The 12,811-nt window shown below is 63.1% G+C and carries 11 protein-coding genes and 1 pseudogene; 4 read left to right on the top strand and 8 right to left on the bottom strand.

From position 1 onward, the window contains the following. Nucleotides 1-95: 95 nt before the first annotated feature. On the bottom strand, nucleotides 96-1,598 hold the full coding sequence (locus EN914_RS07895) for a sugar ABC transporter ATP-binding protein (protein WP_024501885.1): 1,503 nt from the start codon (nucleotides 1,596-1,598) through the stop codon (nucleotides 96-98). A gap of 324 nt (nucleotides 1,599-1,922) precedes the next feature. On the opposite strand from EN914_RS07895, the gene EN914_RS07890 reads away from it, so the two are divergent. From EN914_RS07890 to EN914_RS07875, 4 genes are all read left to right on the top strand, one after another. Next, nucleotides 1,923-2,597: a GntR family transcriptional regulator gene (locus EN914_RS07890; RefSeq protein WP_013528167.1), complete on the top strand. Its 675-nt coding sequence runs from the start codon at nucleotides 1,923-1,925 to the stop codon at nucleotides 2,595-2,597. A 19-nt stretch (nucleotides 2,598-2,616) separates the two neighbouring features. Then, a complete protein-coding gene (locus EN914_RS07885; RefSeq protein WP_024501886.1) occupies nucleotides 2,617-2,946 on the top strand; it encodes an L-rhamnose mutarotase in 330 nt (109 codons plus the stop codon). 181 nt (nucleotides 2,947-3,127) lie between these two features. Continuing rightward, the gene (locus EN914_RS07880; protein WP_024501887.1) at nucleotides 3,128-4,639 is read left to right on the top strand and encodes a UxaA family hydrolase; all 1,512 of its coding nucleotides are present in this window, start codon (nucleotides 3,128-3,130) and stop codon (nucleotides 4,637-4,639) included. Between the two features lie 66 nt (nucleotides 4,640-4,705). Beyond that, entirely contained in the window at nucleotides 4,706-5,452 is a 747-nt protein-coding gene (locus EN914_RS07875) for an SDR family NAD(P)-dependent oxidoreductase (protein ID WP_013528170.1), read from the top strand. Nucleotides 5,453-5,466: 14 nt separating this feature from the next. On the opposite strand, the gene EN914_RS07870 is transcribed toward EN914_RS07875, so the two are convergent. The 7 genes and pseudogenes from EN914_RS07870 to EN914_RS07840 form a co-directional block, all read right to left on the bottom strand. Next, nucleotides 5,467-6,372, bottom strand: a complete 906-nt coding sequence (locus EN914_RS07870) for a dihydrodipicolinate synthase family protein (RefSeq protein ID WP_024501888.1) — start codon at nucleotides 6,370-6,372, stop codon at nucleotides 5,467-5,469. Between the two features lie 11 nt (nucleotides 6,373-6,383). After that, complete coding sequence (locus tag EN914_RS07865) at nucleotides 6,384-8,096, bottom strand: IlvD/Edd family dehydratase (RefSeq protein ID WP_024501889.1); 1,713 nt, start codon at nucleotides 8,094-8,096, stop codon at nucleotides 6,384-6,386. Nucleotides 8,097-8,110: 14 nt separating this feature from the next. After that, nucleotides 8,111-8,890, bottom strand: coding sequence for an SDR family oxidoreductase (locus tag EN914_RS07860; protein WP_024501890.1), 780 nt, complete (start codon nucleotides 8,888-8,890; stop codon nucleotides 8,111-8,113). Then, nucleotides 8,883-9,773: an aldose 1-epimerase gene (locus EN914_RS07855; protein ID WP_024501891.1), complete on the bottom strand. Its 891-nt coding sequence runs from the start codon at nucleotides 9,771-9,773 to the stop codon at nucleotides 8,883-8,885. Before EN914_RS07855 ends, EN914_RS07860 begins: the two co-directional genes overlap by 8 nt. Before the next feature lie 13 nt (nucleotides 9,774-9,786). Next, nucleotides 9,787-10,737, bottom strand: coding sequence for an L-arabinose ABC transporter permease AraH (gene araH, locus EN914_RS07850; protein WP_024501892.1), 951 nt, complete (start codon nucleotides 10,735-10,737; stop codon nucleotides 9,787-9,789). 11 nt (nucleotides 10,738-10,748) lie between these two features. Then, complete coding sequence (gene araG, locus EN914_RS07845; RefSeq protein WP_024501893.1) at nucleotides 10,749-12,260, bottom strand: L-arabinose ABC transporter ATP-binding protein AraG; 1,512 nt, start codon at nucleotides 12,258-12,260, stop codon at nucleotides 10,749-10,751. Nucleotides 12,261-12,330: 70 nt separating this feature from the next. After that, nucleotides 12,331-12,811, bottom strand: a pseudogene (locus tag EN914_RS07840) (arabinose ABC transporter substrate-binding protein); the annotation flags it as partial.

The following is a 12,811-nucleotide window of genomic DNA, read 5'->3' as shown; positions in this document are numbered from 1 at the left end:
GGCGAGCCCCGCCTTCGACAGGACATCGACAAGCCTGCTGCCACGCGTAAAGCGGTCGTTGCGGTTCACGCCACCGATCTCCATGGCCGCTTCGCTCAAGCCATCTCCTCCCCGGTGGCCAGCGCCATGATGCGCTCCTCGCTCAATTCGCTGCGCAAGAGAGGCTCGGAGGCATAGCCATCGCGCATCACCACCACGCGGTCGCAGACTCCGAGGATTTCGGGCAGTTCCGACGAGATCATCACGACCGCCATGCCGCCGGCGACGAGTTGGCCGATGATGTGGTGGATCTCGGCCTTGGCGCCGACGTCGACGCCCCGCGTCGGCTCGTCGAGGATCAAGGCCGAAGGTTTGGCGGCAAGCCATTTGGCGATGACCGCCTTCTGCTGGTTGCCGCCCGACAGAAGGCTGATGCGCCGTTCGCCGTCGGGCGGTGAAATCGAAAACTGCTTGACCGAATCCCGGGCAAGCGCGCGATCGGCGCTGCGGCTGATGCGTCCGAAACGGGTCAGGCGGCGCAGGATGGGCAGGCTGATGTTTTCCCGGACCGACATTCCAGGCACGACGCCATCGCCCTTGCGATCTTCCGGAACATAGGCAATGCCTGCCCTGACCGCCTGGGATGGCGAGTTGATCGAGACCTCGCGTCCGTTGACGCTGACCGTGCCCTCGACAAGCCGCGACAGGCCGAAGATTGCGCGGGCAACCTCGGTGCGGCCAGCGCCCACCAAGCCGGTCAAGCCCAGTATCTCGCCGGCGCGCACATCGAAGCTGACATCGCGGAAGCGCTGTCCGTCGCTGATATGCTCCACGCGCAACACGGACTTGCCGATCGCGGCCGGACTTTTCGGGAAGACATTGCTAACTTCGCGACCGACCATCAGCCTGATCATATCGGCAGCCTTTATGCCCTTGATCGGACGCGTCTCGATCATTGAGCCATCGCGCAGCACCGTCACCTCATCGGCGATTTCGAGCACCTCCTTCAGCCGATGGCTGATGTAGACGATGGCGATGCCGTCATCGAGCATCTTGCGCAGGATCCGGAACAGCGCCGCCGTCTCATGCTCGCTGAGGCTGGATGTCGGCTCGTCCAGCACTATGATCCTCGGCTGCGCCGCATAGGCCTTGGCGATCTCGACGAGCTGCTGCTGGCTGATAGAAAGGTTGCCGAGCCGTTCACGCGGATTGATGGCCGCTCCGAGCTCGTCGAGGACGGCAGCCGCCGCCCTGACCATCTCGCGCTTGCGCAGAAAGGTCCATTTGCCGGGCATGCGGCCGAGATAGACGTTCTCGGCGACGGTCAGGTCGGGGACCAGATTGATTTCCTGGTGCACCATGCGGATGCCGAGCGCCTGGGCGTCGGCGGGCCGGCGCATGCGCACCTCGGCGCCACCGACTTTGATCGTGCCGCTGGTGGGCGCGTAGGATCCGTTGAGGATCTTCATGAGCGTCGATTTGCCGGCGCCGTTCTCACCCACGACCGCATGAACGGTGCCGAATTTCACGGCAAAATTGACGTTGGACAGAGCCTTCACGCCTGGAAAGTTCTTGCTGATGCCTCGCATATCCAAGGCGCAATCGGCGGCGACGGTCATATCTGGCTAGGTTCCTCCTGGCGGCCGGCCGGTGCGCTACATCGGCCTTCGATATGTTAGTATAATAGCGCTGCAAACGCAGTTCGGGCTTCTTCGAACAAGCTTGAATGGCCTGCGCTGTTGAAGATCCAGGCCTCAGTCCCGGACTGAATTTTCCATCGTTCATCCTCACTATTGCACTAATATAACAGTTCTGGCAAGCTGGATTCCGGCGGGTCGTCATGACGTCGTGCGTCACCGACCCCCACGCTTGTATTGGATGCGTTCCAATTGACATTCTAGTATTATCTGGCCATTTCTGGTGAACGAAGACACGGATTTGCAATGGACCTGGATCCTTCGACGCTCAATCGGGCTCTTCCGCTCCGCGATCAGATCTACCACAAGATCCGCAACCTGATCGTCGTCGGGCAGTTGAAGCCGGGAGAGGTCATCAACGAGGTCGCCATCGCGGAGGCCCTGGGGGTGTCTCGCACCCCCGTTCGCGAAGCGGTCAAGCGCATCAGCGACGAGGGCCTGGTCAAGATCCTGGCGCAGACCGGCACCTATGTTGCTCCGATCAGCCGGGCCGACCTGGAAGAAGCCTATGTCATCCGGCGGGCACTGGAGATGGAAAGCGCCCGACGCGCGGCCGCCAAGTTCACAGCGGCAGCCAGCGAATTGCTGGAAGACAACATGGCGGCGCACCGGCTTGCCATATCCCGCGGCAGATATGCCACCGCGATACAACTCGACGATGTCTTCCACCGCACCATAGCCGAGATCTGCGGCCTGCCGATGATCTGGAGAGCCGTCGACATCTCGAAGGCACAGATGGATCGCGGGCGCTATCTCGCTATCCCAAGACCGGGTTATGGCGAACAGACGATCGAGCAGCACGAGGCCATTTTCGACGCGCTGAAGCGCCACGACGCCGAGGGTGCGGCACGGGCCATGGAACATCATCTCGAGACGTCGTTCCGCAACACGCTCGAAGTCGCCGCCGACCTTCTCGGCTGAAGCCCCGCGAGCAACCAGCATGCAAAGAATGGGACTTTGTATCGGCGTGAAAGCCGAGGCGATCGCGGACTATAAGCGCGTCCACGCCGCCGTCTGGCCCGAAGTGCTCGACGTCATCAGCCGCGCCAACATCCGCAACTATTCGATCTTCCTGCGCGAACCGGAGAACCTTCTGTTCGCCTGCTGGGAGTATCACGGCAGCGACTTCGCCAAGGATGCAGCGCGGATGAGCGAGTCGCCGGCCATGCGCAAATGGTGGGAACTGTGCGGCCCCATGCAGACGCCGCTGCCGACGCGCGCCGACGGCGAATGGTGGGCGGCCATGGAAGAGGTCTTCCATCTCGATTGACCAGAACGTTATCGGGCAGTCGCTTCCCGGATATGCCCAACGACGTGGCGACCGGTCCGTCTTTCATGACGACCTCATCCAGTCTCCGGCCTTGACCTCTGACATTCTATTATATTAGTATTCCAAATCATTTCTTGTCTCTCGACCTCCTGTCGCGGAGAACTTTTTCAGAGTTTGGGTCATGGCGCGGTTCATCAAGCTTTCGGGGGCCGACAACATTCTTCTGGCGGTCGATCCGTTGAAGATCGGCGAAAAAGCCGGTGACGTGGCTGCCAGGGCACGCATACCGCGCGGGCACAAGATGGCCTTGCGCGACATCGGCTCGGACGAGCCGATCGTGAAATACGGCCAGACCATCGGTTTTGCGCGGGAACCAATCGTCGCCGGCGACTGGGTTCACGAGCACAATGTGTATCTGCGAAATTTCGAACGCGACTACGTCTTCGGCACGAATACCAGGCAAACCGAGATCGTTGCCGAGGCCGAGCGCGCTACTTTCATGGGTTACCGCCGGCCGAGCGGCAAGGTGGGCACGCGCAACTTCATTGCCGTCCTGACCTCGGTGAACTGCTCTGCCAGCGTCGCCCGGTTCATCACCGACGAGGTCAACCGGTCTGGCATCCTGCGCGACTATCCCAATGTCGACGGTATCATCGCACTCGTCCACGGCACTGGCTGCGGCATCGGCACCAAGGGTCCCGCTTACGACCTGTTGAAAAGGACGCAATGGGGCTTTGCCACGAACCCCAATGTCGGCGGCGTGCTGATGGTCGGACTCGGCTGCGAAGCGTTCCAGATCCCACGCTGGATGCAGTCGTACAACATCGAGGAGAGCACGATTTTCCGCACGATGACCATCCAGGAAACCGGCGGTACGCGAAAGACGGTCGAGGCTGGCGTGAAGGCGATCGTCGACATGCTGCCTACGGTGAACGCCGCCGAAAGGACGCCGCAACCAGCCTCCGAACTGGTGCTTGCGCTGCAATGCGGTGGATCGGACGGTTACTCCGGCATCAGCGCCAATCCGGCACTAGGTGCTGCGGTGGACCTGCTTGTCGGGCAAGGCGGTACGGCGGTGCTCTCGGAGACGCCCGAGATCTATGGCGCCGAACATCTCCTCGCCTTGCGCGCCGAGAGCCGCGCGGTGGGCGAAAAGCTGATCGAACGCATCCGCTGGTGGGAGGATTATACCGCCAGGCACGACATGGAGATGAACAACAACCCTTCGCCCGGCAACAAGCTGGGTGGGTTGACGACCATCCTGGAGAAATCGCTCGGCGCTTCCGCCAAGGGCGGCACCACCAATCTGCGGGCGGTGCTGGAATATGCCGAGCCGATCAACGAGCGCGGCCTCGTCTTCATGGATACGCCCGGCTACGACCCGGTCTCGGCCACCGGGCAGGTCGCCGGCGGCGCCAACATATTGTGCTTCACCACCGGCCGCGGTTCGGCCTTTGGCTGCAAGCCGACGCCCTCGATCAAGCTTGCCTCCAACACCTTCATCTTCGAGCAGATGCGCGAGGACATGGATATCAATTGCGGAGACATACTGGACGGCGTCTCGCTGGCCGAGAAGGGCGAGGAGATCTTTGCCGAGATCCTGCGCGTCGCTTCCGGCGGGCGCACCAGGTCGGAAGCGCTCGGCTATGGCGACAACGAGTTCGTGCCATGGAGCCTTGGCGCGACCATGTAGCGATCGCCGGCCTGCACAGGCCGGCGGGCACCCACGAAAAATCTCAAACGGAAAGAACCGCTCGACATGAACAGGATCGATCTTGACGGCCAGCACGCTGTCGTCACCGGCGGCGCCCAGGGCCTCGGCTTCGCGATGGCCAGGCGTTTCGTCGCTTCCGGCGCGACGGTCAGCTTGTGGGATCTCGATGAGGCCCGCCTCGAAACCGCCAAGAAGGAACTCGGCAACGCTGCCACGACAGAGATCGTGGACGTCGCCGATTGGACGTCGGTGGACGCGGCGCGCGCCAGGACCGAAGATCTGGCCGGCAAGATTTCCATTCTGGTCAATTCCGCCGGAATTGCCGGCCCTGCCGCCCCGCTCGACGTCTACGACATCGAGACGTGGAAGAAGGTCATCGACGTCAACGTAAACGGTACGTTCTACGTCAATCGCGCCGTGGTTCCCGGAATGAAGGAGCGCAATTACGGACGGATCGTCAATATCGCTTCGGTCGCCGGCAAGGAGGGCAACCCCAACGCCTCCGCCTATTCAGCCTCGAAGGCGGCGGTCATCGGCTTGACCAAGTCGCTCGGCAAGGAACTGGCGCAGTACGACATCGCCGTGAACTGCATCTCGCCGGCCACGGCACAGACGCGCATTCTCGAACAGCTGACGCCGGAGCACATCGAATATATGCGCTCGCGCATTCCGCGCGGCCGCCTGCTGGAGGTCGACGAAGCCGCGGCGATGGTCGCCTGGCTCGTCTCCAAGGAGAACAGTTTCACGACCGCCTCCACGTTCGACCTGTCGGGTGGGCGGACGACCTATTGAAGGGCAGTTGCCGTTCAGCCAGGCAACCGACCGAGGCCAGCCGCAAAGCGCGCCACCATCGCCACGCCGGTCTCGTTGGGCCGCATCGCCGGAGCCCGGTCGTGTATCGGGATGCCTGCGCGGGCGCCGAACAGCCGCTTGCCGTAGCAGATCAGGTTCTCGATGCCCTGCATGACGCAGACCGCTGCCGGCAGCATTCTTGCATACTCGGCCTCGGCCGTCGCTTCGTCACCGATCCGAAACGCATTGTAGGCGCGCACGGCGAGGTCGATGCCATCAGGCGCCAGGATCATGCCGCGGCAACCGATGCGGAAATTGTCGATCAGTTCCAGGCCGCCGCGTCCGTTGAAAACGGGTATCCGGCCTTCGGTGCGTTCGATCAATCCGGCAATGTCGGTGACCGGGCCTTCGCCCTTGATCAGCCTTATGTTGGGATGCAGCGTGACGAGTTCGCGGATCTCGTCCGATGACAGGCCGCGCCCGAAAAACGCCGGCGCGTTCTGGATCGCCACCGACAGGTCGGTTGCCTCGGCGACGCGGCCGAAGAACCTGGTGTATTCCGGCGCACCATAGGATCCGACCGGCGGCGGCTGCAGGATCACCCAATCCGCTCCCACGCTTTCAGCATGGCGAAGCTGTGCCACCTGCTCAGCCACCGAAGCGCCGAAGATGGTGAAGGCAAGCGGCACTTTTCCAGCCGTATCTTCCGCCGTCCAGTCCATGATCGTCCGGCGCTCGGCCTCGGTCAGCTTGGCGACTTCCGTCGCCAGGCCGAGCGCCGCCATGCCGTGCACGCCCGTCGCCAGGCAGATCTCGACCTGCCGACGCATCGCCGCGCGGTCCAGTTGTTCGTTCGCGTCAAAGAGCGCGTAGAGAATGGCGTGAATGCCGTGGAAACCGTCAGGCCGGAAATTAGGCATGCTGGTCGGCCTCAATGGCTTTCGCGTGGAATGGCGTGGCCACGGCATCCGACGAGAAAGTCGAGATCGGCGCCGCGGTCCGCCTGCAGGACACGGTCGACGTAGAGGCCCTGATAGCCGCCGCGCATCGCCGGGACGGGCGGTAGCCAGGATTCACGACGCCGCGCCAACTCCTGTGCCGACACGTCGAGATGCAGCTTCCTTGCTTCGACGTCGAGCTCGATGAAGTCGCCGCTCCTGACCAGCGCCAGCGGGCCGCCGATGGCGGCTTCGGGTGCGGCATGCAGCACGACGGTGCCGAAGGCGGTGCCGGACATGCGGGCATCGGAGATGCGGATCATGTCGCGGACACCCTGCTTCAGCAGCTTCCGGGGCAGCGCCATGTTGCCGACCTCGGCCATCCCCGGATAGCCCTTGGGGCCGCAATTCTTCAGCACCATGATCGACGCTTCGTCGACGTCGAGCGCGGGATCGTCGACGCGCGCCTTGTAGTCGTCGATGTCCTCGAAGACGACGGCGCGGCCGCGATGCTTCATCAGGGCCGGTGACGCGGCTGACGGCTTGATGATGGCGCCGTCGGGCGCCAGATTGCCGCGCAGCACCGCGATACCGCCATTGCGAGTAAGCGCCTTGTCGCGCGGGCGGATCACCTCGGGATTGTAGTTTTGAGCGTCACGGATGTTGTCGCGCACGGTCTTGCCGGTGACGGTCAGCACGTCGAGATCGAGCAGATCGCCGATCTCCTTCATGACCGCCGGAATGCCGCCTGCGTAGCAGAAGTCCTCCATCAGGAAGCGGCCTGACGGCATCAGGTCGAGGATGGTCGGTACATCGCGGCCATACCGATCCCAATCGTCCAGTGTCAGTTCGGTGCCGACGCGGCCGGCAATCGCCAGCAGATGCACGACCGCATTGGTCGAGCCGCCGATGGCACCATTGACACGGATGGCGTTGGCGAAAGCTTCTTTCTTGAGGATGGCGGACGGGCGGAGATTCTCATTGACCATCTCGACGATGCGCCGCCCCGTCATGCGGGCGATGCGGCTGCGGCGCGCGTCGACCGCCGGATAGGCAGCGTTGCCCGGCAGCGCCAGGCCGAGCGCTTCGACCATCGAGGCCATGGTCGAGGCCGTGCCCATGGTCATGCAATGACCCGGCGAGCGTGACATGGCACTCTCGGCATTAGCGAAATCCTGCTCGCTCATCACGCCGGCGCGGACATCCTCGGAGAATTTCCAGACATCGGTGCCGGAACCTATCTCGCGGCCCTGGAAACGGCCATTGAGCATCGGCCCGCCGGAAATGACGATCGACGGCAGGTCGCAGGAGGCCGCGCCCATGACCAGCGACGGGGTGGTCTTGTCGCAGCCTGCCATCAGCACGACACCGTCCATCGGATTGCCGCGGATCGCTTCCTCGACATCCATCGAGGCGAGATTGCGGAACAGCATCGCCGTCGGGCGCAGATTGGATTCGCCGCAGGAGAAGACCGGGAATTCCAGCGGCAGGCCGCCGGCTTCCAGCACGCCCGCCTTGATGTGCTCGATCAGGCCACGGAAATGCACGTGACAAGGCGTGAATTCGGAGAAGGTGTTGCAGATGCCGATCACCGGGCGGCCGTCGAAGGCATCGTCGGGCAGGCCGTTGTTCTTCATCCAGCTGCGGTGAATGAAGGCGTCCTTGCCCTGCCCGCCGAACCAGTGCTGCGATCGTCTCTTGGTCATGATTTTCCCGGAATTCAGGCTGGATGCTGGAGCTGGCTCAGCCCACCATCTACGACGAGCGTGGCCGCATTCATGAACGGGCACTCGTCGGAAATCATGAACACCGCAGCCAGCGCAATCTCGCGCGCCGTGGCGATGCGGCCGCCAGGATGTAGCGCCATGGTGTTGGCGCGTGCTGTGGCCGGATCGGCAAAGCTGTTCCAGTAGTCGATCGCCTTCTGGGTTTCGACATAGCCGGGCGCCAGCGCGTTCACGCGCACGCCTTGCACCGCATATTCGAGCGCCAGCGATTTGGTCAGGCCGAGCAGCGCGTGCTTGGCGACCGGATAGGGAAAGGTGTGTGGGATGATGGTGAAGCTGTGCGTCGAGGCGATGTTGAGGATGGCGCCGCCGCCGCTCGCGATCATACCCGGCAACACCGCCTTGCTGCAATTCCAGGCGCCCTTGACGTTGACGTCGAAGTTGCGGTTCCATTCCTCCTCGGTCGCCTCGAGCGGCGTCGAGAACACATTGGCCCCGGCATTGTTGATCAGCGCGCTGATGGGGCCGATCTCGGCGGCCGCTTGGCTGACGGCAGTGGCAATCGCGGCACCGTCGCTGATGTCGGCTGCCGCATGCCCGACATGGCCGCGCGGCACGGCGAGGCCCGCGACGGTCTTGTCCAGCAGTGCGCCGTCGCGGTCGACCAGGAACAGTCTTGCGCCTTCGGCAAGGCAGGCCTCGGCGATCGCCAGCCCGATGCCTTGCGCGGCGCCGGTCAGGAAGATGCGTTTGCCGGAAAGGCGCTCAGCCATGGTTGTCGCTCCAGTCGAAGACGGTCATTGCGAATCTTGCTCTGAGAACCTCGCCGGGGGAAAGTACCTTGATCCCCATTGGGTCGGCATCGAAATGCTTCAACGCATTTGGGGTATGGCTCATCGGCTCCAGGCAGAAGAAGCTTCGGTCCGTGTCCGGCGCAAAGAGCATGTAGCGGTCGAGCTCCGCGTCCGCCTCGATGTCGATCCCCAGACAGTGCTCCGGCCAGATGATGCGCGCGATGCCGCTCCACCCTTCGAAGCCATTGTTCAGCCAACGGTCGGGCAAATGGCGCGGCGTTGAGAAATCGACATCGGCGGCAATGGCGCTCCTGGACGCTGGAAGGTGCCCGTCGCGCTCTGTCCACCAGGTTTCGGCCGGCGCAAACAAGGTCGTCCGCGGCGTGCGCGGAAAGAATGGATGGAAACCGAGGCCGAATGGCAGTGGAATGACGCCGGTATTTTCGACGGCAAGCCGGAGTTCCAGCCGCGCGCCGGCGAGCCGGAACGACTGTCGCGCATGGTAGACATAGGGCGAGTCGACGCGGCGCGGCTGATCGAAGGCCAAATCGAGGCGGTCGACGCGATGCTCCTCGACCTTCCAGTTCGCCTGCCAGCCGTCACCGTGAATATAGAAAGGATCAGTCGTGTTGGGCGCCAGCGTGAAGTTTTGACCGCCGCAGGAAAACGCATTGCCCTCGACGCGATTGCCGATCGGCACCATCGGAAAGCAAGCGCAGTGCACAACGTCGAACTCGGCCTCGCCTTGGTAGGGACGCAGGAATGGCACCCCGTCGGCCGTATGGCCGTTGACGATTGCGCTGCCAGAGGGGCTGATCTCGACGCACAGCCGATTGCTTTCCAGTAGTATTCCAGCCGACATGCCCTGCCCCGACTCAACGCCGGCCCAAAGCCGACGAGCGCAGATTGTCGAGCAGCACGGCCAGGAGCAAAATAACGCCGCGCACGATGTACTGGTAAAAGGCCGGGATGTTGAGCAGGTTCATGGCGTTCTCGGCGATGCCCATGATCAGCACGCCGACGATGACGCCCGACATGGTGGCGCGGCCGCCGGCAAGCGAGACGCCGCCGAGCACACAGGCCGAGATGACCGAGAGTTCCAGTCCGACCGCCGCGTTGGGCTGGCCCGAGGTGATGCGCGACGCCAGCAGGATGCCGGCGATGCCGCAGATGACGCCTTGCAGCGCAAAAATCCAGATGCGCGTCCGGTCGACATTGACGCCGGCAAGGCGCGAAGCCTCCGGATTGCCGCCGATGGCCAATGTGTTCTTGCCGAAGACGGTGCGGTTGAGGACGAAGCCGAAGATGCAAAACAGGATGGCGAGCACCCAGACCGGCGTCGGAATGCCGAGCAGTTTGGACAGCGCGAGCTGGTAGAAATCCGGGCTGTTGATGCCGACGGCGCGGCCGTCGGACGCAATCAGCGCAAACCCGCGCACGATCTGCATGGTGGCCAGCGTCGTGATCAGCGCGTTGATGCGGAATTTGGCGATGACGATGCCGTTGATGAAGCCGACGAAGGCGCCGCTGGCAATTGCCGCCAAGAGGCCAAGCAGGATCGAGCCGGTGTAATTCGACGCCATCACAGCGACCATGCCGGCAAAGGCGACGATGGAGCCGACCGACAGGTCGAAGTCGCGTGCGGCAAGGCAGAACATCATGGTGCAGGCGACGATACCGACGGTGACCACCGACTGCAGCAGGCCGAGCATGTTGCGGTCGGTGAGGAAATTCGGCACCAGAGCCGAGACCAGCGCGAAGGCGACGACAAAGATGACGACGAGGCCCTGTTCGCCGAGCAGGATTTTTTTCAACTGGTCGGTCATGCCAAAAGTCCTCAAGATGCGATCGCGTCGGGGGTTTTCTGATCGGGGAGAGCGGCGGCCACGATCGCCCTTTCGGCGAACTGGTCGCGGGTGAGCTCAGCGCTGACGCGGCCGCCGCACATCACCAGAATGCGATCGCAGATGCCCATCACCTCCGGCAGTTCGGACGAGACGACAACGATCGCCATGCCGTCCTGCGCAAGCTGGTAGAGCAGTTCATAGATTTCCGATTTGGCACCGACGTCGATGCCGCGCGTCGGCTCGTCGACAATGAGAACCCGCACCCCTTGTTCGGACAGCCAGCGGCCAAGAATGACCTTCTGCTGGTTGCCGCCGGAGAGGTTGATGATGTCCTGCTTGCGCGACGGCGTGCGCACCTTGAGCTTCTTGATGAAGGTTTCGGCGGTGGCGATCTCGCTGGCGCGGTTCAACACGCCGAAGCGCGTGTGATGGCGCCGCGACGAGATGTTGATGTTCTCCTCGACCGAGCGGCCCTGGATGATGCCGTCATGCTTGCGGTCCTCCGAACACAGCACGATGCCGGCCCGGATCGTACCACGCGGATCGGTGGCAGGGACCAGCTTGCCATCGACGGTGATGGTGCCGCCCGAGCGCGGATCGGCGCCATAGACCAGACGCATCAGTTCCGAGCGCCCGGCACCGATCAGGCCGAAGAAGCCGACGATCTCGCCTGCCCTCGCCTCGAAACTGGCCGGCGTCTTCAGTTTGGGGCCGCTGAGAGCGTCGACCTTCAGGCGGACATCGCCCGTTTTTCGTGCGCGAAAACCCCAGATATCCGAAATCTCGCGGCCGACCATTTCGGCGATGACCTGGTCGCGGGTGACGCCTTTCAGCGACGCATGGTGCGCCGCCAGCTTGCCGTCGCGCAGCACGGTCAGGCTGTCGCAGAGCCGGAACACTTCGTCAAGCCTGTGCGAGACGTAGATGATGACCTTGCCCTCGCCGCGCAGGCGGTCGATCAGGGCAAACAGGATTTCGCTTTCGCGCGAGGACAGCGACGAGGTCGGTTCATCCAGCGCGATAACGCGTGCGTCGAGCATGATCGCCTTGGCGATCTCGACCATCTGGCGTTCGCCGATGGACAGCGTCTTGACCTTGCGGCGCATGTCGATGTCGATGCCGGCCGATTTCAGCTTGGCGCCGACGTCGTCCAGCATCCGGCGGCCGGCGATGATGCCGGCGTTGGCAGGGAAACGACCGAGGCTGAGATTTTCGGCAACGGTGAGTTCAGGAACCAGCTGCAGTTCCTGATGAATGACGATGACGCCATTGTCGAAGGCATCCCGGGTCGACGTATAGGCCTGAACCCTGCCGTCGATGCGGATCTCGCCCTGATCGGCATGCTGGTCGCCGGACAGTATCTTGATCAGGGTGGATTTGCCGGCGCCGTTCTCGCCCATCAGGCCGTGCACGGCGCCTTTGTCGACGCCGAACGAGACGTCCGACAGCGCCTTGACGCCCGGATAGGTCTTGGTGATGTGCGAGAAGTCGAGAAAGGACACGGGCAGCGATCCTCTTGTGGAATGGCAAACAGGCGGCGGGATGAGCCGCCGCCTGTTTGTACAGGGAGGATTATTCGATGCCGAGGCCCTGGCGGACCTTTTGGTAGTCGTCGCGCTTGGCGAGTGCACCAGAAGTCAGGATCAACTTCTCCGGCTCCTTGTTGCTGGCAACCCAGTCATACATGTTGAGCGCCGTTTCGTAGCCATGACGCTTCGGCGAGATGATCACGGTGCCGACGAAGCCGGTGGCCGTCGGCTTCTTGAACTCGTTGATCGCCGAATCCGCGCCGCCAATGCCAACGCCGATCACGCTATCAGCGGGGATGCCGACGCTTTCGGAGGCACGCACCGCACCCAGCACCGCTTCGTCGTTGAGGCCGAAAGAAACCCACTTCTTGATCTCGGCATGGGCGTTGAGCACGACGGTCGCCGCATTGAGGGCAGCTTCCGTATCGGTCTTGGCCTGAGGGGCGTCAAAAATGTTCTCGGCCTTGAAGCCGTTTGCCTTGAGCACCGAGATGGCGCATTCGACGCGGACGCCGGCGGTCGGC

The sequence above is a fragment of the Mesorhizobium sp. M7A.F.Ca.CA.001.08.2.1 genome, assembly GCF_003998455.1.
Lineage (GTDB): Bacteria > Pseudomonadota > Alphaproteobacteria > Rhizobiales > Rhizobiaceae > Mesorhizobium > Mesorhizobium ciceri.
The sequence above is the reverse complement of the archived record's forward strand: the minus strand, read 5'-3'. Positions and strand labels throughout refer to the sequence as shown.